The organism is Arthrobacter sp. SLBN-122 (genome assembly GCF_006715165.1).
Taxonomy (GTDB): Bacteria; Actinomycetota; Actinomycetes; order Actinomycetales; family Micrococcaceae; genus Arthrobacter.
In genome coordinates, this window is the sequence record NZ_VFMS01000001.1 from 2,292,107 (window position 1) to 2,312,618 (window position 20,512).

At 66.4% G+C, this 20,512-nt stretch carries 18 protein-coding genes and 1 pseudogene; 14 read left to right on the forward strand and 5 right to left on the reverse strand.

Going from position 1 to position 20,512, the window contains the following annotated elements; genetic code table 11:
- The first annotated feature begins 14 nt into the window (after positions 1–14).
- The 4 genes from FBY36_RS10735 to FBY36_RS10750 all read left to right on the forward strand — a co-directional run bounded on the left by FBY36_RS10735 (position 15) and on the right by FBY36_RS10750 (position 4,347).
- The gene (locus FBY36_RS10735; RefSeq protein ID WP_142119252.1) at positions 15–2,303 is read left to right on the forward strand and encodes a family 78 glycoside hydrolase catalytic domain; all 2,289 of its coding nucleotides are present in this window, start codon (positions 15–17) and stop codon (positions 2,301–2,303) included.
- A 2-nt stretch (positions 2,304–2,305) separates the two neighbouring features.
- Positions 2,306–3,118, forward strand: a complete 813-nt coding sequence (locus FBY36_RS10740) for a nucleoside hydrolase (protein ID WP_160141887.1) — start codon at positions 2,306–2,308, stop codon at positions 3,116–3,118.
- A 118-nt stretch (positions 3,119–3,236) separates the two neighbouring features.
- Entirely contained in the window at positions 3,237–3,812 is a 576-nt protein-coding gene (locus FBY36_RS10745; RefSeq protein WP_142119256.1) for a hemerythrin domain-containing protein, read from the forward strand.
- 70 nt (positions 3,813–3,882) lie between these two features.
- Positions 3,883–4,347 carry a phage tail protein gene (locus tag FBY36_RS10750; RefSeq protein ID WP_142119258.1) on the forward strand — a complete coding sequence of 155 codons (465 nt, stop codon included), beginning with the start codon at positions 3,883–3,885 and terminating at the stop codon, positions 4,345–4,347.
- Positions 4,348–4,372: 25 nt separating this feature from the next.
- Here FBY36_RS10750 and FBY36_RS10755 read toward each other — a convergent pair whose 3' ends face one another.
- Both FBY36_RS10755 and FBY36_RS10760 read right to left on the reverse strand, forming a co-directional pair.
- Complete coding sequence (locus tag FBY36_RS10755; RefSeq protein ID WP_142119260.1) at positions 4,373–5,131, reverse strand: SDR family NAD(P)-dependent oxidoreductase; 759 nt, start codon at positions 5,129–5,131, stop codon at positions 4,373–4,375.
- A gap of 151 nt (positions 5,132–5,282) precedes the next feature.
- Positions 5,283–6,113, reverse strand: coding sequence for an IclR family transcriptional regulator (locus FBY36_RS10760; protein WP_142119262.1), 831 nt, complete (start codon positions 6,111–6,113; stop codon positions 5,283–5,285).
- A gap of 147 nt (positions 6,114–6,260) precedes the next feature.
- Between FBY36_RS10760 and FBY36_RS10765 the strand changes: the two genes are divergently transcribed.
- Genes FBY36_RS10765 through FBY36_RS10775 form a run of 3 tightly spaced genes read left to right on the forward strand, consistent with a single transcriptional unit; the run spans position 6,261 to position 10,926 of the window.
- Positions 6,261–8,978, forward strand: coding sequence for an alpha-L-rhamnosidase (locus FBY36_RS10765; RefSeq protein WP_142119264.1), 2,718 nt, complete (start codon positions 6,261–6,263; stop codon positions 8,976–8,978).
- Positions 8,975–9,964, forward strand: a complete 990-nt coding sequence (locus FBY36_RS10770; protein ID WP_142119266.1) for an alpha/beta hydrolase — start codon at positions 8,975–8,977, stop codon at positions 9,962–9,964. Before FBY36_RS10765 ends, FBY36_RS10770 begins: the two co-directional genes overlap by 4 nt.
- Positions 9,961–10,926: an alpha/beta hydrolase gene (locus FBY36_RS10775; protein ID WP_142119268.1), complete on the forward strand. Its 966-nt coding sequence runs from the start codon at positions 9,961–9,963 to the stop codon at positions 10,924–10,926. Before FBY36_RS10770 ends, FBY36_RS10775 begins: the two co-directional genes overlap by 4 nt.
- A 34-nt stretch (positions 10,927–10,960) precedes the next feature.
- Here the strand turns inward: FBY36_RS10775 and FBY36_RS10780 are convergent, their stop codons facing one another.
- A complete protein-coding gene (locus tag FBY36_RS10780; RefSeq protein ID WP_142119270.1) occupies positions 10,961–11,716 on the reverse strand; it encodes a FadR/GntR family transcriptional regulator in 756 nt (251 codons plus the stop codon).
- Positions 11,717–11,854: 138 nt separating this feature from the next.
- Here FBY36_RS10780 and FBY36_RS10785 point away from each other — a divergent pair, with 138 nt between their 5' ends.
- From FBY36_RS10785 to manD, 7 genes are all read left to right on the forward strand, one after another.
- Positions 11,855–13,153, forward strand: coding sequence for an ABC transporter substrate-binding protein (locus tag FBY36_RS10785; RefSeq protein WP_142119272.1), 1,299 nt, complete (start codon positions 11,855–11,857; stop codon positions 13,151–13,153).
- Between the two features lie 125 nt (positions 13,154–13,278).
- Positions 13,279–14,232 carry a carbohydrate ABC transporter permease gene (locus tag FBY36_RS10790; RefSeq protein ID WP_235008798.1) on the forward strand — a complete coding sequence of 318 codons (954 nt, stop codon included), beginning with the start codon at positions 13,279–13,281 and terminating at the stop codon, positions 14,230–14,232.
- Complete coding sequence (locus FBY36_RS10795) at positions 14,229–15,107, forward strand: carbohydrate ABC transporter permease (RefSeq protein ID WP_142119274.1); 879 nt, start codon at positions 14,229–14,231, stop codon at positions 15,105–15,107. Before FBY36_RS10790 ends, FBY36_RS10795 begins: the two co-directional genes overlap by 4 nt.
- 11 nt (positions 15,108–15,118) lie before the next feature.
- Positions 15,119–16,267 carry a galactonate dehydratase gene (gene dgoD, locus FBY36_RS10800; protein WP_142119276.1) on the forward strand — a complete coding sequence of 383 codons (1,149 nt, stop codon included), beginning with the start codon at positions 15,119–15,121 and terminating at the stop codon, positions 16,265–16,267.
- Positions 16,268–16,272: 5 nt separating this feature from the next.
- Complete coding sequence (locus FBY36_RS10805; protein WP_235008799.1) at positions 16,273–16,956, forward strand: bifunctional 4-hydroxy-2-oxoglutarate aldolase/2-dehydro-3-deoxy-phosphogluconate aldolase; 684 nt, start codon at positions 16,273–16,275, stop codon at positions 16,954–16,956.
- The gene (locus FBY36_RS10810; protein WP_235008800.1) at positions 16,953–17,972 is read left to right on the forward strand and encodes a sugar kinase; all 1,020 of its coding nucleotides are present in this window, start codon (positions 16,953–16,955) and stop codon (positions 17,970–17,972) included. Before FBY36_RS10805 ends, FBY36_RS10810 begins: the two co-directional genes overlap by 4 nt.
- 49 nt (positions 17,973–18,021) lie before the next feature.
- A complete protein-coding gene (gene manD, locus FBY36_RS10815; RefSeq protein WP_142119280.1) occupies positions 18,022–19,251 on the forward strand; it encodes a D-mannonate dehydratase ManD in 1,230 nt (409 codons plus the stop codon).
- Between the two features lie 117 nt (positions 19,252–19,368).
- On the opposite strand, the pseudogene FBY36_RS10820 reads toward manD, so the two are convergent.
- Positions 19,369–19,834 (reverse strand): annotated as a pseudogene (locus FBY36_RS10820) (recombinase family protein).
- A 150-nt stretch (positions 19,835–19,984) separates the two neighbouring features.
- Entirely contained in the window at positions 19,985–20,323 is a 339-nt protein-coding gene (locus tag FBY36_RS10825) for a hypothetical protein (protein WP_142119281.1), read from the reverse strand.
- Positions 20,324–20,512: the final 189 nt, after the last annotated feature.

A 20,512-nucleotide genomic window follows, 5' to 3' on the forward strand; every position in this document is an offset into this window, starting at 1 on the left:
GGAACCCTCCTTCCATGACCTCCACCCCCTGGCTCGCCGCCATGATTTCGCCGGAGCAGGACTTCGACGGCGCCCCGCTGCTCCGGAAGGAGTTCACGCTTGAGGAGGGGCATGGCGGCGTTGTGAAGGCGACGCTCCGTGCCACCGCCTTCGGTGTCTACGAGGCGTTCATCAACGGCGCCCCGGTGGGTGACGACGTGCTGAGTCCTGGCTGGAGCTCCTACGAGTGGCGGCTCCGCTACCGCAGCTACGACGTCACCGCCCTGGTGGGGCCTTCCACGGTGATCGGGGTGGAACTGGGCAACGGCTGGTACCGCGGACGGCTCGCCTGGCACGGCATGTCCAACCTGTACGGCAACGAGCTGGGGTTCTTTGGGCAGCTGGACATCGAGTTCGCGGACGGGCACGTCCAGTCCGTCGCTTCCGATACCACCTGGCAGGCAGGTCCCTCGGCCACCACCTTCAACGACCTCTATGACGGCCAGACCATCGATGCCCGGCGCCGCCAGGAGGGCTGGGCGGAGCCCGGCTTTTCAGCCGACGCTGACTGGACGGGCGTCCGGGAGCTCGCGTTCGACGGCGACCGGCTGGCAGAGCCTGTTGGCCCGCCCGTGGTGCGTGCCGGTGTCGTCAAACCCGTGGAAATCTTCACCTCACCCTCCGGCAAGACGCTGGTGGACTTCGGGCAGAACCTGGTGGGCTGGCTGCATTTCACCGTGCAGGGTGCGGCCGGAAGCCGCATTACCGTGCGGCACGCCGAGGTCTTGGAAAACGGCGAGCTGGGCGCCCGGCCCCTGCGGTCGGCCAAGGCCACGGACACGTTCATCCTCTCCGGGGCGGAGGACTTCTTTGAGCCGACCAAGACGTTCCATGGCTTCCGCTACGCCGAAATCACCGGCTGGCCCGGGGAGCTCACCGAGGAGGACCTGGAGGCCGTGGTGGTCCACTCCGACCTGGAGCGCACCGGCAAGTTCGAGTGCTCCAATGAGCTGGTGAACCAACTGCACCGCAACATTGTCTGGGGGCTGCGGGGCAACTTCCTGGACCTGCCCACGGACTGCCCGCAGCGCGATGAGCGGCTCGGCTGGACCGGCGACATTGCCGTATTCGCCCCTACTGCCGCCTACCTGTACGACGTCAAGGACTTCCTGCAGGACTGGCTGATGGACCTCGCAGCAGAACAGAAGGCACAGGACGGGCTGGTGCCCATCACCGTTCCAGACGCCCTCAAGTACTGCCCGCAGCCGGCTGAATTCCCGGCGCCGGAGTCCTCCGCGCTGTGGAGCGAGGCATCAGTGTGGGTGCCCTGGGCCCTGTGGGAGGCCTATGGTGACCTCAGCGTGCTTGAGAACCAATATGAATCGATGGCCTCGCACACCCGCCGGGTGGAGGGGTTGCTTTCGTCCACCGGGCTGTGGGACTCCGGCTTCCAGTTCGGCGACTGGCTGGACCCGGATGCCGCGCCGGACCAGCCCTGGGCGGCCAAGGCGGACACCGGGGTAGTGGCCACGGCCTGCATGTACCGGACCGCACGGATCACCGCACAGGCTGCAGCCCTGCTGGGGAAGCACGACGACGAGGCGTACTTCGAGGCGCTCGCCGCCCGGGTGCGCGCGTCCTTTGCCGAGCACTACGTGGCGGCCGACGGCACCATCCGCAGCGACTGCACCACCGTCTACGCCCTGGCCCTCGCTTTCGATGTCCTGGCCACTCCGGAGCTGCGCGAGTTTGCCGGCAACCGCCTCGCGGAGCTGGTCGGGGACAACGGCTACCGGGTGTCCACCGGCTTCGCCGGGACCCCGTTCATCACCCACGCGTTAACCGACACCGGGCACGTGGACGATGCCTACCGCCTGCTCCTGGAGGAAGGCTGCCCGTCCTGGCTGTACCCGGTGACCATGGGCGCCACCACCGTATGGGAACGCTGGGACTCGATGCTGCCGGACGGCACCGTCAACCCGGGGGAGATGACCAGCTTCAACCACTACGCCCTGGGGGCCGTGGCGGACTGGATGCACACGGCCATCGGCGGCATCCGGCCGCTGGCACCGGGCTACGCCAAGGTGCTCATCGCCCCGCAGCCAGGCGCTGGCATCGACTGGGCCAGGACCTCCCTGAAAACCCCGCACGGTGAGGTCCGTGTGGAATGGAAGCACGACGGCGGCACGTTCCAGCTCGCGGCGACCGTCCCGGACGGGGTGGCGGCCGACGTCGTCCTTCCGGACGGTGAGCGGCACTCAGTTGGGGGCGGCACGCACAGCTTCAGCGCTTCTGCCGCCGTGGCCACCCCGGCGGGGGCATAGCCGTGGCGGCTTCGACGGAACTGTTCGTGGTGGATAACGACTTCGGCGGCGACCCGGACGGACTCGTGGCTTTGGCACACATTCTTTTGCGGTGCGGCCCGGACGTTTCTGTCCTTGTGACCACGTCAGCCCTGGACCCCAGGCTCGCCGCAAGAGCAGGGAGTGACCCAGCAACGACAGCCAGCCAGGGTGGGCAACTCGCTGCGGAACTCCTGGCGGTGATGGGGATCAACCACATCCCGGTCACGACCGGCGCCGAGGCTGCCGGGGCCAGCGGGGAGGAGGGCAGTGCTGCGGCGCGCACGATCGTGGAGATGTCCGCCGGCTGTGAGCGGACCATCATCCTGTGCGGAGGGCCGCTGACTAACGTCGCCGACGCACTGCGGCTGGACCCGGCGCTCGCCGGCAGGGCGCTGCTGGTGTGGGTGGGCGGCACCTTGGCCGACGCGGAACGCGGCGAATACAACTCGGACACTGACGCCGCCTCTGCCTCGGAGGTGGCGGCGTCGGGGATGCCCCTCGTCCGGATTCCATATGAGGAATATACGCAGATGACCGTTGCGGTGGATGCAGTGAAGAATGAGCTCGCAGCCGCATCAAAGGTTGGTTCCTGGCTGGCGGAGCGGCTGCTCGACGTCCCGCCGTTCGTGCAGCTGGGCAGCACCCTGACCCTGGGCGACAGTGTCCTGGTGCCGTTTGGGCCGGGCTCCGACACCCTTGCCATTGAGCCCATCGCGGAGACTGTGATCCGCAACCAGGTGGACAGCGCCGGGCTGTGGGAGGACCTGATCCATCGTCTGATGACTGCGCGTTAGCCAACCCATCCTTTAGGCAGCTATAGGGGGTTTTGCCTCTGGATCGCGCTGTTTGCCGCGTGGTACTTTGACCGTCTTACGCCTTGAACAGCCGCCATCCCAGGAGGAGTGCCAGCTCATGAGTGATACCAGTTCCACCGGAAACGTGGACGTCGTGGACATCCTGACCAGCGACCACCAGGACATGATCGCGCTGATCGGACAGATCAAGGGCACCTCGGATGAGGCCCAGCGCAGGGACCTGGCGGACACCCTGATCGCGGAGGTCATGCGCCACGCCGTGGCCGAGGAGATGTACGTCTACCCGGCCATTGAAGACCATGTGCCGGACGGCCATGACGAAGTGGAACATGACAAGAAGGAGCACCAGGAGATCGTCGAGCTGATGAAGCGGCTGGAGAAGGTGGAACCTGCGGAGACGGGCTTCATGGAGCTGGTCAATGAGCTTGAGGCACAGCTGCGCCACCACGCCAATGACGAGGAGTCCGAACAGTTCCCGAAGCTCCGCCTTCACATTCCCCGAGAGAAACTCGTCGACATCGGGGAAAAGGTGGAGAGGGCCAAGAAGCTGGCACCCACCAGGCCGCACCCGAGTGCACCGCATTCAGAGCTGTTCCACAAGACCGTGGGACCAGGCGTCGGTATGGTGGACCGGATCCTGGACAAACTCACCCGCAGGCACACGGACTCGTAGGCCGGCAGTATCTACGGTTGGCGGCATGCGTCTGCGAGGATGGGCGAAACACCCTTTCCCAGGAGGACTCATGCCGTACACCGTGGATTTCAAGAGCGTCTCCACCGTTGGTCTGGAATCGTCACCGGTGGCGGATGCGTTGGCCGGGCTGCGGGCCAATGAGGCGCGGTATTACAAGAACAAGTACGACCACGACTTCACGGTCGCGCCGGCCGGAGACGCTCCGGACGTTGTGGATTACGTGAACAACATCCTGTCCACGGAGCGCGACCTGGTGATTGCCGCCAAGCCGCTTGAGGTTTCCTCATTCGAAGTGGACGGGCTGCGGATGACGTACATCTTCTACGAATCCGGGCTGTCCATCAACGTCATGTACGCCCTGGAGGACGGGGGCAAGCGGGCGGTCGGGTTCAAGCTCTCCGACGGAATGGACGTTCCGGAGGAGCTGGCGTCCCGCTTCAAGTTCGCACGGCAGAAATCCAAGCTGGCCGGCACCATCCGCGGTTCGTACTTTGTGATTAAGGGCGAGTACTGACCCGCAGGCGGTGGCCGTGCCAGCGTCAGACGCTGGTGTAGCCGCCATCCACCAGGTAGTAGCCGCCGGTGCAGAATGATGCATCATCGGAGAGCAGGAAGCACACTATGTGGGCCACTTCCTCGGCCGTGCCCAAGCGGCCCAATGGATGCTTGGCCATCAGGCCGTTCCTGGCCTCCTCGTTCAGGTTCTTGTCCAGCAACGGGGTGGCGATGTAACCGGGACCCACGGAGTTGATGCGCAGCCCTTGGCCGCCGTACTCCGCGGCGGCATTCTTGGTCAGGCCAACCACGCCATGCTTGGCCGCGGTGTAGGCACTGCTCTGGGGCGCCGCGACCGAACCATGGATGGATGCCATGTTGACGATGGCACTCTCCTGCGCACCGGCGTCGAGCATGGCGGGAATCTGGTATCGCATCCCGTACAGCACGCCGTTAAGGTTGATGCCGATGACCTTGTCCCAATTGTCCAGGTCCAGCTCTCCCGTGGGTGCCTGCTTGCCGCCAATACCGGCGTTGTTCACGGCATAGTTCAGCTTTCCGTAGGTCTCTACGGCAAACCGGACGACCTGTTCGTTGTCCTCCCTGCGGGCAGTGTCCCCCTGCGCTGCCGCCGCGGTCCCACCGGCCTGGCTGATCTCATCGGCCACACGCTGGGCAGCGTCCAGATCCAGGTCCAGCACAACTACCTTGGCACCCTTGGCCGCCAATTCCTTTGACGTGGCCTCACCAATACCCGAGCCGCCACCGGTCACCAACGCAACCCTGTCCGTGAACTGTCCCATGCCTGAATCCTCGATCCTGGGTCCGGCAGTTCCCGTCGGACCCGCTAGTGACTGCCAACTGGTCCGGAACAAAAGACCTGCTCCGAGGATACTAATCTACCCAGGTAGCGTGGATCCGTAACCGGCGGCAAAGTCCGTGGAGACTGCCGCCCTACCCCTGCGAGTGAGTCCGTGCGTCGGCGCTGACAACAGCCTGGTGCCCCAGGTTCCTGGAGACGGCGCGGGCGGCCGCGCGGACCGCGGGGGCCAGCACGTTCGGGGGAGTGGACCCGTCCGGAACCACGATGGACAGCGACGCTACCACGGAGCCCTGGGCATCGAAAATCGGGGACGCCACAGAGACGGTCCGGGACGGGACGGTACGGCGGATCATGGCGATGCCGGTGCGACGCACATCCGAAAGTGTCCTGCGCAGCTGGCCTTCCGGCATCTGGGGCACGCCCGGCTCGTTTTCCGGCGGCCGCTTCAGGATGGTTTCCTGGAACTGCTGGTCCGCGCCGGCCAAAAGCACCAGGCCGATGGCCGTGGACCGCAGCGGCGCCCGTCCACCCACCCGGTACGCCACCTCGGTGGCGTCCTTCCCGGACAACCGCTCGATCAGCACCGCCTCCTCATTGTCCCGCACCGCCAGCAGGACGTGGTGCCGGGTAACTTCGAACAGGTCCTCCAGATAGGGAAGCGCAATTTCCCGCACCCCGTGCCCGCGCGGTGACAGGGAGGCCACTTCCCACAGCCGGACCCCCACCACGTAGCGGCCGTCGTCGAGCCGTTCCAAGGCACCCCAGGCCACCAGCCGGGCGATCAGCCGCAGCGCCGTGGGTGCGGGCATGTCCGCGTAGCGCGCCAGTTCGGACAGGGTCAGTGCGCGGCGCCGGTCGGAAAAAACCGCCAGCAGGCTCAGTGCCCGGTCAATGACGGGTTCGCCCTGTTTGGGCCGTTTTCCGCGGGTCGGCGGGGTGTCCGTTTCCGGAGTGACAGTCATGGCAGGAGTTCCTAGCGCCGTTGATAGCTGCAATGGCAGTGAGCTGAACCACAATACTATTCCAATCATTGAAAGAACCCTGTGGAGGGGAAGTGACGGCAAACGAAGCTGGAACTCCCAGCAACCGCACTCCAGGAGTCCCGCCGCATGACCGCCCCCACCCGGCTTCGGGCCGAGCACCTGCCCGAGGCGATGGGACTGACCATCACCGTGCCGCGGCTCAGCTGGACGCCGCCCGCCGGAACCGCCGGCCAGACTGCCTACCGCATCACCGCGGACAACGGCTGGGACACCGGCAGGGTTGCGTCGTGCGCCTGCAGCGGCATCCCGTACAGCGGCCCGGCTCTGCAGTCCAGGGACCGGATCGAGTGGCGGGTCCGCACCTGGAACACCGACGAACACGGCACCGAAACCACAAGCGATTGGTCCGAAACCGTGCCCGTGGAGCTGGGCCTGCTGCATGCCGCGGACTGGACAGCGCAATGGATCGGCCCCGAGGAACCTGAAGTGCCCTCGCCGGGGGAGCGGCCCGGCTGGGCCCTCACCAAGACCTTCGCGCTCTCAGCCGCCCCGCACAACGCCCGCGCCTACGCCACCGCCCACGGCATTTACGAGCTCTTCATCAACGGGCACCGCGTGGGCGACCAGCAGCTCACCCCCGGCTCCACCAGCTACAACACCACGCTCCAGGTCCAGGCCCGCGACGTCACCACGCTGCTCCGCGAAGGCAGCAACACCATCCGTGCTGTGCTCACCGACGGCTGGTACCGCGGCACCTTCGGGTATACGCGCGACGCCGACATGTACGGAACGCACACAGCCCTCCTGGCGCAGCTCGAGATTGAGTCCGCGGCCGGCAGGCGGGTCATCGGCACCGACGGCTCGTGGCTGGTGTCCGCCACGGAGATCGTCAGTGCCGACCTCATGGCCGGCCAGCGCGTTGATTTCAGGAAGGCCGACGGCGGGAGCCCGCCCCAGGCGGGCACCGGCGGCACTGGTGCCCGCGCACCAAAGCCGCGTCACGCCGTCGTCCGTTCCGGCAGTTTCACCGCACTGGCTGGACCCCTCGCGCCGCCCACCCGGGTGACCCAGGAGCTGGCTCCGGTATCCATCACGCGGCTGCCCAACGGCAATCAGGTGGTGGACTTCGGCCAGAACATCCACGGCTGGGTCCGCCTCTCCAGGCTGGGGCAACCGGGGGAAACCGTCACGCTGGAGTACGGCGAATCGCTCGGGGACGACGGCGACGTCACCCGGGCCCATCTGCGCCCCCTCGACTTCCGGACGCCCGGTGCCTTCCGGGACGCGGGCCAGGTGGATGCCGTTATTTCCTCCGCGGCCGAGGACGAAGTCTTTGAACCCCGGCACACCACCCACGGCTTCCAGTTTGTCTCCGTCCAGGGGCTGGAGGAGCACCTTCAGCCAGAGGACATCACCGGTTGCCTGGTCCGGACCGACCTGGAACGCATCGGTACTTTCAGCTGCAGCGATGACCGGCTGAACAAGCTGCATGACATCGTGGAATGGAGCTTCCTGGGCAACTCCTGCGAGGTCCCCACCGACTGCCCGCAGCGCGAAAAGGCCGGCTGGACCGGTGACTGGCAACTGTTCGTCCCCACCGCTGCCTACCTCTACGACGTGACCGGCTTTTCCCGGAAGTGGCTGCGCGACGTCCGGGCAGACCAGTGGGACAACGGGATCATCGCCAACATCTCGCCGTCCCCAGGACCTGCCATTACCTCGGCCGAGTTCATGGGCTTCACCAACGGCTCCGCCGGCTGGGGCGACGCGGTCGTGATGGTGCCGTGGGAGGTCTACCTCGCGTCCGGTGACGCCGGGATCCTCGCCGAGAACTGGGAGGCCATGCAGCGCTGGCTGGGCTTCGTCCGGACCTGCGCCGAAACGCAGCGGCATGCTGCCCGCGCCGCCGCACGCGCCACCCCTGCACCGCACGAGCAGTACCTCTGGGACACCGGCTTCCACTTTGGCGAATGGATGGAACCGGGCGGGCCGGAACCTGACCTGTTCGCCGCCCGCACCGCGGACCATGGGATCGTGGCCACCGCCTACTACCGGCACACCACGGACCTGATGACACGCATCGCCGGTGTCCTGGGCCTGGCCGCGGAGGCCGCCGAACTGGCAGAGCTGTCACACCGGATCCGGGACGCGTGGGAGACGGAATACCTTGACTCCTCCGGCCGCGTCACCCAGGCCACCCAGGCCAACTGCGTGCGTGCCCTGGCCTTCGACCTCGTCAGCCCCGGGCACCGCCCCACCGTCACCTCGCAGCTGGCGGACCTAATCCGCGGCGCCGGCACGCACCTCGGGACCGGGTTCCTGGCCACGCCCTACCTGCTCCCGGTCCTGGCCGACAACGGAGAACTGGACCTCGCCTACGAACTCCTGATGCAGGACTCCGAACCGTCATGGCTCACCATGGTGGACCGGGGCGCCACCACCATGTGGGAGCTGTGGAACGGCATCGATGCCAACGGCACCGCGCACCAGTCGCTCAGCCACTACAGCAAGGGCGCCGTGGTTTCCTTCCTGCACCGCTACACGGCGGGGCTGCGGCAGGCTCCCGGCAGCGCGGGCTGGGAGCGCATCATCATCGAGCCGCGCCCCGGCGCCGGCCTGACGTCCGCGTCCACAACGCACCACGGGCCGCGCGGCCTGCTCGGGGTGGAGTGGGGGAGGGACGACGGCGTGCTGAAGCTCAGTGCCACGATCCCCTCCGGCACCACCGCGGAGGTAAGGCTGCCCGGCGAGCCGGCCGCCGTCGTCGGGCCCGGACGCCATACTTTCCCCGCCGGAACCGGCGCGGACACCGCACAACCTGAACTGATGAGGAGCACACTATGACAGTGGACAACGCTACCGGCGTACTTGACCCGTCCCGGGACATCTCCCGTCCCGGAGGCAGGGAGATTCCGCCGTTCCCCGTCTTCGATGCGCCGGGAAGCCCTGAACATATCTCGGACGTCTCCTCGGTTTACCGTGAGGTCACGTACGCCAGGGCCATCGGGTTCCGGCCTCTGAAGATGGACATCTGGCTGCCCCGCAACGCTGCCGCTCCCACGCCGCTGGTCCTCTGGGTGCACGGCGGAGCGTTCCAGCTGGGCGACCGCCGGGAGCTGCCGCCCACCTTCGCGCCCGACTCAGTGTTCCGGCTGCTCAACGAGGCCGGTATTGCCTGCGCCACGGCGGACTACCGGCACTCCCTGGAAGCCCCGTTCCCGGCACAGCTCCACGACCTCAAGGCCGCGGTCCGCTACCTCCGGGAATTCGCCGGCCGCCTCAACATCGACCCTGAGCGGTTCGGCGCCTGGGGTGAATCCGCCGGCGGCCACCTGGTGGCGCTCCTGGGCCTCACCGGCAACCGCGGCGACCTGGAAGGCGGACTCGGTGCGCAGGGGCACCCGAGCAGCGTCAGCGCCGTCGTCGACTTCTACGGCGTATCCTCCCTCTTGGACATTCCCCCCATCAACACGCCCGACGGGCTTTTTCCCCCGGCGCTGACCGCCGCTGTCCCGCCGGGGAGGTCACTGCAGCCGGAGAACATGCTGGTGGGCGGCTCGGATGATCCCGAACTGCTGGCTGCGGCCAGCCCCGTCAGCTATGTGACCGCTGACGCCGCACCGTTCCTCCTGGTCCACGGCGATTCGGATGGCCTGGTCCCGCACTCGCAGACCGACCTCCTGGCCGCCGCACTCGCCAACGCAGGCGTGGAACATGACGTGGTGACCATCACGGGCGGCGACCACTGCTTCTTCGGCGCCGAGGACCAGTTGGACACCATCCTGGTCACCGCCGTCGACTACTTCTCACGGAAGCTGGGAACACCATGACATCCCGGACAGAATCAGCCGCGGGGTCCGCCGGGCTCTCCCGGAGCACCCAGGGGGAGACCGCCGCCGGTTTCGCTGAATACCTGGCCAGTCCGGAAGGCCCGCAGTTCCTGAACCCGGACGCCGTCCGCTCGCCCGGCCCGGACGTACCCATCCGCACCGTGACCGCCGACGGACGCCACGGCCCGGTGGCCATCAGGATCTACGGCGAACGGGCGGGCACGGACAGTCCTTCCCTGGTGTGGCTGCACGGCGGCGGATTCGTCAGCGGCAGCGTGGATATTCCGGAATCCGATTACCTGGCCCGGGTGCTCGCGCACCAAGGCACGCCGGTGCTGTCCGTGGACTACCGGCTGGCCCGCGACGGCGTGTCCTTCCCCATCCCGCACGACGACGCGTTGGCGGGCTGGTTCTGGGCCCGGGAGAACGCCGAATCCCTGGGCCTGGATCCGGACCTGCTCTGCCTGGGCGGTGCCGGTGCCGGGGGCAACCTGGCCGTGGGCGCCGCGCTCTATCTGATTGACGCCGGCAAGCCGCTGCCCGCCAAGCTCCTGCTGGCCTACCCCTTCCTGCACGCGGAACTGCCGCCGCCCGCCGGGGGACTGGACCCTGAGGTCATGGCCGGGCTGCCCAGGCACCTGCGGTTCACGGTGGAGGACTGCATCCGGACGGCGGAGAACTACGTGGGTGGGCCTGTCAGCATGGCATCGTCCTACGCGATGCCCGGCTACGCCGACCCTGCCGGGCTTCCGCCCACGGCTCTTCTTGCATGCGAGTACGACGACGCCCGCGGCTCAACCGAGCTTTTTGCCTCCGCTTTGGAGCGGGCAGGGGTTCCGGTGTCCTACTTCCTGGCGGAAGGCGGGGTGCACGGCCACCTCAACCACACGGCAGGCCTTTCCGAGGGGCAGGCGGCCCTGGATTTCCTGGCCGGGGAACTTTCGGCTGCGAAGCGGGCGTAAAGGTATTGATGCGCCAGCGCTGCCGGCCAAAGGCCTACCCGGGATTAGGGCTGGACTCGGCCACTGAAGCATGGCTGCTGGACCAGATGTCCCCCATCTCCTCGGTGGACTGTTCCACGATCCGGCTCATGGCGGCGTGCGCCGCCGCTGCCTGGCCGCGCTGGATGGCGCTGGCCACGTCCACGTGCAACTGCAGCGCCTCATGGTCCGGAAGGTGGGGCATCAGGCCGTGCTGGGTCCGGCCGGCCAGCACCTCTGCCACGAGTTTGTGAAGCTGCGAAAACATGAGGTTGCCGGAGGCGTTGAGGACCGCGGCATGGAACTCGATGTCCAGGCGCAGGAAATCGTCCTGGTCCCCCCGCTGCCCGGCGGCCCAGAGCCGGGCGGCCATGGAAACCAGGTCGCTGGCCTGGTCCAGTGAGGCGCGTTCGGCGGCAAGCCGGGCGGCCTGCGGTTCAATGGCGCCACGCAGTTCGTTCAGTGCCCGCAACTGCTCCAGCCGCTTGGCCGATGCCAGCCGCCACCTGATCACCTGGGGGTCGTAGAGGTTCCAGCTGGCCTCCGGCTGGACCACAGTGCCCAGGCGGCGGCGCGATTCCAGCATGCCCATGGAGGACAGGACACGGGTGGCCTCGCGGATCACGGAGCGGGACACCTTGTGGTGCGCCTCCAGCTCATCCAGCCGCAGGATTGAATTCGGTGCCAGCGTCCCCTCGGCAATGGCAAGTCCCAGGTTCTCGACCAGCGATGAATGCAGGTCAGGGGACAACGCCGCCTTTGGGATGGTCATGAATAAATCATATGGGGGGACGGCAAGGTCTTGTATATGTCTGCCTTATTTGTTTATGCTCGCTGAACACAACAGACGTAACGAGGCGTCTGTCACCCGCCCGCGAAGCTGCGGGCCTGAAAGGCAAAGGGAGTCGTAATGAAGCGGCGTTCAATTGTGAAGTACGCGGCAGTTGCCGCGGCAATGTCGCTGGGGCTGACCGCCTGCAGCGGCGGCGGAGGCGGCAGCGACCAGGCGAAGGAGTCGGGGACAGTCCGCGTCACCCTGGCAAACCACGTCTGGACCGAGGGCATCAAGGCCGCCATTCCGGAGTTCGAGAAGTCGAGCGGGCTCAAGGTGGAACTGACCCAGCTCGGCGAGGACCAGCTTTCGGACCAGTACAACGTCAAGCTCAACGCAGGCAGCGACGAGATCGACGTCATGATGTACCGCCCGCTGCAGGAAGGCAAGGCGTTCGCCAAGAACGGCTACCTGGCGGACCTGACCAAGAAGGTCTCGTCGGATTCGGGCTGGGACTGGAAGGACTACCAGGAGGGCCCGGTCAAGGCCACCACCGTTGAGGACAAGGTGGTTGGTGTTCCGATCATCACCGAGCGCGAGGTCCTCTACTACCGCAAGGACCTGCTGCAGGCCGCAGGGCTCCAGGTTCCCAAGACCATGGAGGAACTGGAAGCGGCCGCCAAGGCCATCAAGGCTTCCTCCCCGGACACCGCCGGCTTCGTGGCCCGCACCGGCAAGTCCACCGCGGTAACCCAGTTCTCCAGCTTCCTGTACAGCTTCGGCGGCGACTTCATGGACTCCAGCGGCAAGGCTTCCGTCAACACCGATGCCGCCAAGAAGGCCTACGCCTACTACGGCGGCCTGATCCGCAACTACGGCCCCGCCAACGTCAGCACGGACATGAGCTGGCCGGAGGCGATGGCCATCTTCACCCAGGGCGGTGCCGCCTTCTACACTGAGGCCGATTCGCTCTACAAGAACGCCACCGACCCCGCCAAGTCCAAGGTCGCCGACAAAGTGGGATTCGCTCCGCTGCCCGCCGGTCCCGCCGGTTCCAAGCCGTACAACATCCCCTCCTGGGCCCTGGGCGTAAACCAGAACTCCAGCAACACGGACAACGCCTGGAAGTTCATCCAGTGGGCAACCAGCAAGGAACGCACCCTGGCGGCCCAGAAGGCCGGCGTCCCGGGTCCGCGCACGTCCGTCTGGTCCAACCCTGACGGCACCTCCACCTACCCGAAGGACCTCGCCGACGCCATCTCCGCCAGCGCCAAGAATGGTGTGGGCCACGACCGGCCCGAGGTTGTCACCGTGGGCAAGGCACGCGAAATCGTGGGTGCCCCCATCGTGGCCTCCATTACCGGCGCGGACGCCGCTGCTGCGGCCAATGACGCCCAGACTGCTTTCCAGACGTTCCTGGACAGCGAAAAGAAGTAGGACGCCGGGCACACCCACCGTGCCCGAACATCCGCGCCGGGACGGCCCAAAAGTCGTCCCGGCGCGGCCCACTTCACCGGCTGCCTTCGCCGGTCCACTTCACCCCCAACTCCTTAGGTGAAACCATGTCTGTTTTGAACCCTCCCCGCAGCGCCGGCACCCGCCGGCCCAGTGGGCCCGTCGGTGCCGGGGGGCACTTCTCCGCCTGGGCCAACCGGCACCGCAAATGGCTCTTCGCCGCCCCGGCCATGATCTTCGTCGGCGTCCTGATCGTCTTTCCGCTGGCGTGGACCGTGTACCTCAGCCTCACCGACTCCCAGGGCTCCGTCCGGGCTGCCACGGATTTCATCGGGCTGCAGAACTACATCACGGTCCTCACCGACACCGAGCGTTTCTGGCCCGCCGTAGGCCGCACCCTGGCCTTCACCGGTGTGGCGCTGGCCTTCGAAGTGGTGCTGGGCATGTGCGTGGCCCTGCTCCTGTGGCGGCCCTTCCGCGGTGAAAAGTGGGTCCGCGTGGCCATCCTGCTGCCGCTGGTGGCCACCCCCGTGGCGGTCGGCATGATGTGGCGGCTGATCTTCGATCCCAACATCGGCTTCGCCAACCAGCTCCTGGGCATGGTGGGCATCCCGCCCCAGCCGTGGCTGTCCGGGCAGGACACCGCCCTGGGCACCACCATCTTCATGGACGTGTGGCAGTGGACCCCCATGGTGGTCCTGATCCTGCTGGCCGGACTGACCTCGCTCTCCGATGAACCGGATGAGGCCGCCCGCGTGGACGGCGCCAACGCCTTCCAGCGGTTCTTCTTCATCACCCTGCCGCTCATGATGCCCACCGTGATCGTGGCCATCCTGCTGCGCGGCATCGATGCCCTGAAGACCTTCGACATCCTCTACGCCACCAAGGGCAAAGGCGGCGGCTCGTTCCACGAAGTGGAGACGCTGAACGTCTACGCCTACGGATTGAGCTTCGACTACAACCAGTACGGGCTCTCCTCGGCGGTGCTGATCCTGTTCTTCATGATCATCATCGGCACCATGTGGCTGCTCACCATGCGCAAGAAAGCGGTAAGCAAATGACCGTCATGACGGATTCCGCCGCCACCGCGGCAAACAACCGGAGCCGGCGCCGCCGCAAGCCGCTCGCCACCCGCGCCTACAAGGTCTTCCGGGTTGTTGCCCTCATCCTTGTGGTGCTGTTCCTGCTCGCGCCGCTGTTCTGGATGCTCCTGGCGTCGCTGAAGACCAACGTGGACATTTACGACACCGGCAAGGCCCTGCTGTTCTCGCCCACCTTCGAGAACTATGCCAATGTGTTGCAGCGCAACAACTACTTCGTGTTCATCTTCAACAGCTTCTGGGTGGCCTTCGTCTCCACCGCGCTGTCCATCGTCCTGGGCGTCCCGGCCGCCTACGCCATGAGCCGGTTCACCATGCACCGCTCCGCGCTGGTGGTCCTGATGGCCCGCGTCATTCCGGGCGTCTCGCTCCTGGTGCCCTGGTACTACGTCTTCTCCAACCTGCGCATGGTGGGAAAGTTCGAAGTGCTGATCCTCAGCCACATGTTCGTGGCCCTCCCGCTGATCGTGTACATCATGATGAGCTACTTCGATTCGCTGCCCCTGGAGCTGGAGGAATCGGCCGAGGTGGACGGGCTCACGCCGATCGGTGCCTTCCGGCTGATCACGCTGCCCCTCGCAGTGTCCGGCATCGCCACCGCCGGCATCCTTTCTTTCATCTTCTCCTGGAACAACTTCATGTTCGCCCTGGTGCTCTCGGGCTCCAAGACCAAGACCCTGCCGGTGGCCATCTTCGACTTCGTCTCCTACGCCAGCATCGACTGGGGCGGGCTGATGGCCGCTGCCACCGTTGTCACCATTCCCATCATGATCATTGCGCTCTTCACGCAGAAGTACATCGTCTCCGGCCTGACCGCCGGCGCCACCAAGGGCTAGGGCTCGGACACATGACACTCATCAGCAGGATTGAGACCTTCCTCGTTGCCCCCCGCTGGCTCTTTGTCCGGATCGAGACCGAAAGCGGAATCGTGGGGTGGGGCGAGGCAACCTGCGAGGGCCGCAGCGAAACGGTGCGTACCGCCGTCGGGCAACTCTCGGAACTCCTCATCGGCCGCGACGCCCTCCGAATCGAAGACCACTGGCAGGTCATGACCAAGGGCTCCTTCTACCGGGGCGGCCCCATCCTTGCCAGCGCCGTGTCCGGACTGGACCAGGCACTGTGGGACATCGCGGGCAAGCACTTCAACACTCCCGTGCACCAGTTGCTCGGCGGCCACGTGCGGGACCGGATCCGGATGTACGGCTGGGTGGGCGGCGACGAGCCGAACGAGGTGGCGGACCAGATCAGCGCCCAGCTGGAGGTGGGCCTCACTGCCGTCAAGATGAACGCCAGCGGACGGATGAGCCCGGTGGCCTCGGTGGCGGAGATCGACGGCGTCATCCGCCGTGTTGCCGCCGCCCGGCAGGTCCTGGGCGACCACCGGGACGTCGCCGTCGACTTCCACGGCCGCTTCAGCCTGGCCAATGCCAGGCGCGTGGCCCCGTTGCTGGAACCGTTCCGGCCCTTCTTCCTCGAAGAGCCCGTGGTACCGGAGAACACCCACCTGCTCCGCGAATTTACCGCCTCCACCACCACCCCGGTGTCCACGGGGGAGCGGCTGTACAACCGGCAGGAGTTCCTGCCGGCACTGCAGGCAGGCATTGCCGTGGCCCAGCCGGACCTCTCCCACGCCGGCGGCATCACCGAGGTCCGGAAGATCGCCGCCCTGGCCGAGGTCTACGAAGTCCAGCTGGCGCCGCATTGCCCGCTGGGGCCCTTGGCGCTCGCCGCCTGCCTCCAGGTGGGCTTCGCGACGCCCAACTTCCTCATCCAGGAACAGAGCATCGGCATCCACTACAACCAGGGCGCCGAAGTCCTCGACTACGTGGTGGACAAGACCCCCTTCAAGTTCATTGACGGCCATATCGAGCGGCTCACCGGGCCGGGGCTGGGCGTCGAAATCGACGAGGCCGTGGTCCGGGCCGCGGACAAACGCGGCCATGCCTGGCGCGGCCCGGTGTGGCGCCACCCCGACGGATCCTTCGCAGAATGGTGAACCCCATGACTTCCGAAAATTCAGCTGTTACCTCTGCCAGCCTGCTGGCCGGCATCCGGCAGGCGCGGCTTGTCGGCATCGTCCGCGGGAACGACGGCGGTGCTGCCGCCAAGGCAGCGCTGGCGGCCATGGAGGAAGGCTTCCGTTACGTGGAGATCGCCCTCACCACGCCCAACGCGCTGGAGGCCATCCGCGAAGTCCGCGCGGCTGCCCCGGCCGGCTGCTTCGTTGGCGCCGGCACCGTGCTGAGCCAGGCCGACGTCGAACACGTCGCCGCTGCCGGCGCCCAGTTCATCGTGACTCCTTCCCTGGCCCCCTCCATCAGTGAGGCGGCCGGGGCCGGCATTCCGGTCCTGGCCGGGGCGCTGACGCCCAGCGAGGCGTACGAAGCGATGGAGCGCGGGGCCACGGCCATCAAACTTTTCCCGGCCTCGATCGGCGGGCCCGGCTACCTGAAAGCGGTCCGCGACCCGTTCCCGGATATCCCCTTCATCGCCGTGGGCGGCGTGGGCCTGGGCGAAGCCACCGGTTACTGGGAAGCAGGAGCCATTGCCGTTGGCCTGGGCGGTCCGTTGTTCGGCACGGCAGCCTCCGGCGGCGACCTCGCCGACATGCGGGATCGTGCCCGCAGTTTCCTTGGCCTCGCCGCCGAGTTCGCGGCCCGTGAGGGAAACGGGACCCGGGCGTGACGGCTGGTGCCGCAAGTGGCCCGGCGGGGCACACACCGGACCTGCAACCGGTGTGCCTGCTGACCTTCGGTGAGGCCATGGTCTCGCTCCGGTCCGCCGGCCCGCTGGCGAACGGCGGCTCCCTGAACATCCAGGTGGCCGGGGCGGAATCAAACGTTGCCATCGGCGTCGCGCGCCTTGGCCACACAGCTGCCTGGGCTGGGGCGGTGGGTGCGGACCCGCACGGCGAGTTCATCGTGAAGCAACTGCGGGGCGAAGGCGTGCAGCTGCACCACCGCGTGCATCCGGACCGCAGCACAGGGGTCATGTTCCTGGAACAGCGCACCGCCGACCTCAGCAGGGCCTTCTACTACCGCGCCGGATCGGCGGGATCCACCATCTCGCGCAGCCAGGTTGCTTCCGCCCTGGATGGTGGTGCCCGCATTCTGCACCTGACCGGCATCACCCCGGCACTGAGTCCCGAGGCGCGGGACGCCGTGGAGTACGCCGCGGAGCGGGCTGCGGCCGAAGGCGTGGCAGTCTCTTTCGATGTGAACTACCGCAGCAAGCTCTGGTCCAGGGACCAGGCACGGGCAGTGCTTGGCCCGCTGGCCCGGCACGCCGCCATCGTCATAGCGTCCGACGACGAACTTGACCTGGTTGCCCCGTCCCGGGAGGGGAGGAAGGCGGCAGCGCCCGCGGCAGCCGAGGCTTGTTCCGCCGCGCACCTGTTGGACCTGGGGGTCCGGGAAGTTGTGGTGAAGCGAGGCGCGGCCGGTGCGGCGGTCCACACAACTGAAGGCCTTCTCGAAGCACCGGCCATCGCCGTGACCTCAGTGGACACCGTGGGGGCCGGGGACGCGTTCACCGCCGGCTACCTTTCGGCCCTGCTCGACGGCGAGGACGTCCCCGCACGCCTGCACCGTGGCATCCTGGCCGGCGCCTTCGCCGTCAGCACCCGCGGCGACTGGGAGGGCCTGCCCCGCCGCGAGGAACTTGCGCTGCTCGACGCAGCCCGGGGCAGCACCCAGCGCTGACACCTTTGTCCCACCCACCAAAAGTTTCCCATCTACCCGAAAGCCAGCTATGAAGATCGTTGCCGCCGATGTGTTTGTGACCAGTCCGTCCCGGAACTTTGTGACCCTTCGTATTACTACGGAGGATGGTGTGACCGGTATTGGTGATGCCACGTTGAATGGGCGTGAGTTGGCTGTTGCGGCGTATTTGCGGGAGCATGTGGCGCAGCTGCTGATTGGCAAGGATCCGCACCGGATTGAGGATACGTGGCAGTTCCTGTACCGCTCTTCGTATTGGCGGCGGGGTCCGGTGACGATGGCGGCGATTGCTGCGGTGGATATGGCGTTGTGGGATATCAAGGGCAAGCTGGCGGGGATGCCGGTGTACCAGTTGCTCGGCGGGGCGTCGCGGAACGGGTTGCGGGCGTACGGGCACGCCTCGGGCGCGGATATCCCGTCGCTGTTTGATTCGGTGCGGGAGCACCTGGAGCTGGGCTATAAGTCGATCCGGATCCAGACGGCGGTCCCGGGGATCAAGGCCGTGTACGGGGTGGCGGCGCAGGCCCAGGCGTCGGGGGAGCGGTACGACTATGAACCGGCCGGGCGTGGTGCGTTCCCGGTGGAGGAGGACTGGGATACCCGGGCGTACCTGCGGCACCTGCCTACGGTGTTTGAGGCGGTGCGGAATGAGTTTGGGCCGGAGATCCCGTTGCTGCATGACGGGCATCACCGGATGACGCCGATCCAGGCGGCGAAGCTGGGCAAGGCGTTGGAGCCGTATGACTTGTTCTGGTTGGAGGACTGCACGCCGGCGGAGAACCAGGAGGGCCTGCGCCTGGTGCGGCAGCACACCACCACGCCGTTGGCGATCGGGGAGATCTTCAATACCGTGTATGACTTCCAGACGCTGATCAAGGAACAGCTGATCGACTACGTCCGTGCCGCGTCCACGCACTTTGGCGGGATCTCACCGTTGAAGAAGGTGATGGATTTCGCCGCGCAGTACCAGATCAAGTCCGGCTTCCACGGGCCCACGGATATATCCCCGGTGGGGTTCGCGGCGCAGCTCCATGTGGGGTTGGCGATCCATAACTACGGCATCCAGGAATACATGCAGCACTCGGACAAGACCAACGAGGTCTTCGAACAGTCCATGACCTTCGTGGACGGGTACCTGCACCCGGGCGACAAGCCGGGCATCGGCGTCGAATTCAACGAAGAAGCCGCCGCAGCCTACCCGTACCAGCAGGCCTACCTGCCCTACAACCGCCTCGTCGACGGCACCGTCCACGACTGGTAGTAAGCCGAAACGGCCTAATGCGTCTGTCTTCAAGATGCAAGCGCACCCGTTACCGCGGATAACTCAGCACTCGGTGACGTTTCGCAAGTGATGGCAGGCTTTTTGCGGCGCTATTTGTCACCTCGGCGGTGTTGGCGTTGCTCTTTGGATGGCACGATAGACCGTAGAGCGAGCGATGCCGAATATCTCGGCAATCTCGGTCGTGGTGTACGTCCCGCCCTGGTGAAGGCTAACGAGGTGCGCTTCCTGGGCCTCCGAGAGCTTTGGCTGTTTCCCTCGGAGCCGGCCCTTGGCTTTTGCCACTGCCATTCCTTCCCGCGTCCTGGCGCGGATAAGATCTGCTTCGAACTCGGCTGGCGTCGGGCAGCGACCGAGCCAGGCGATCAAGCTTGGTCACTACAAGGGTGTCACCGTTGCGGCAGGCGGCGAGCGCTTTGCCAAGGCCGGGCCGTTCGCGTTGGGTACCGCTAGATCCGTGATCGACATAGATGAAGTCTGGATCCACGCCGGCGGCCGTGAGAGCGTCGCGCTGGGCGGTCAGGTCCTGGGTGTTGGTGGAGACGCGGGCGTAGCCGACAAGCATGACGCTGAGTTTAGCGTTTAAGGCGCCATGACCGGGAAGAATGAATGTAAGCCGGAGGAGGACCGGCTTACGGGCGCTGGTGGCTCGCTGTGATCGCTGAGCGGCGATGTTGGCCTCCGCGAGACGACAGGGTCGAGGTAGATAAGGTTCCTATTTGTATTGCCTTGAACCTTTCGGCCGCCGTCGCCACCAGGGTCGTTGACGCAACTCGGCCTGCGCGTGGGCGAGCAGGAGTTGAGTCTCGCGAAGAAGTTCTAGCGACGTCTCTTGAATTTCTCGCGACGCATCCGTCGCCGCCTCTGCCTTCTCTGCCGCACGGCGGGGCAGGAGAAATTCGATAAGAAGCGTTGCTGCGGTGCCGAGCAAGACGCCTGACAGCACCAGTAGGAATTGCGCCATGGATCGCATCTCGGGAACGGTCCAGCGGACGACGAAGCCGTAAGTGATTGCGGGGAGGCGAGCTATCCGCTGATCCAGGTTGTCAGCCACCCACGGACCCTTGGGACGAAGGGAGAATTGCACGACCGCGACCCTTCCGATGTCGTTTAGGAGGACAGAGATCGTTTGCTGGTCAGGGGGTCTGCGATGCCGTTCTGCGTCGAGTGGAGACCTCGTGAGGGCACAGGCCAGACCCTCCCTCCTGCCGGAGGAGGGCAGGTGACGGGGTGGTGGGAGCAA

Excerpts from the sequence above, each read along its gene's own strand:
- FBY36_RS10745 (WP_142119256.1), top strand. The coding sequence starts at position 3,237 with ATGAGTGATACCAGTTCCACCGGAAACGTGGACGTCGTGGACATCCTG.
- FBY36_RS10735 (WP_142119252.1), top strand. The coding sequence starts at position 15 with ATGACCTCCACCCCCTGGCTCGCCGCCATGATTTCGCCGGAGCAGGAC.
- manD (WP_142119280.1), top strand. The coding sequence starts at position 18,022 with ATGAAGATCGTTGCCGCCGATGTGTTTGTGACCAGTCCGTCCCGGAAC.
- FBY36_RS10770 (WP_142119266.1), top strand. The coding sequence starts at position 8,975 with ATGACAGTGGACAACGCTACCGGCGTACTTGACCCGTCCCGGGACATC.
- dgoD (WP_142119276.1), top strand. The coding sequence starts at position 15,119 with ATGACACTCATCAGCAGGATTGAGACCTTCCTCGTTGCCCCCCGCTGG.
- FBY36_RS10785 (WP_142119272.1), top strand. The coding sequence starts at position 11,855 with ATGAAGCGGCGTTCAATTGTGAAGTACGCGGCAGTTGCCGCGGCAATG.
- FBY36_RS10750 (WP_142119258.1), top strand. The coding sequence starts at position 3,883 with ATGCCGTACACCGTGGATTTCAAGAGCGTCTCCACCGTTGGTCTGGAA.
- FBY36_RS10805 (WP_235008799.1), top strand. The coding sequence starts at position 16,273 with ATGACTTCCGAAAATTCAGCTGTTACCTCTGCCAGCCTGCTGGCCGGC.
- FBY36_RS10755 (WP_142119260.1), bottom strand. The coding sequence starts at position 5,131 with ATGGGACAGTTCACGGACAGGGTTGCGTTGGTGACCGGTGGCGGCTCG.
- FBY36_RS10790 (WP_235008798.1), top strand. The coding sequence starts at position 13,279 with ATGTCTGTTTTGAACCCTCCCCGCAGCGCCGGCACCCGCCGGCCCAGT.
- FBY36_RS10795 (WP_142119274.1), top strand. The coding sequence starts at position 14,229 with ATGACCGTCATGACGGATTCCGCCGCCACCGCGGCAAACAACCGGAGC.
- FBY36_RS10775 (WP_142119268.1), top strand. The coding sequence starts at position 9,961 with ATGACATCCCGGACAGAATCAGCCGCGGGGTCCGCCGGGCTCTCCCGG.
- FBY36_RS10765 (WP_142119264.1), top strand. The coding sequence starts at position 6,261 with ATGACCGCCCCCACCCGGCTTCGGGCCGAGCACCTGCCCGAGGCGATG.
- FBY36_RS10780 (WP_142119270.1), bottom strand. The coding sequence starts at position 11,716 with ATGACCATCCCAAAGGCGGCGTTGTCCCCTGACCTGCATTCATCGCTG.
- FBY36_RS10760 (WP_142119262.1), bottom strand. The coding sequence starts at position 6,113 with ATGACTGTCACTCCGGAAACGGACACCCCGCCGACCCGCGGAAAACGG.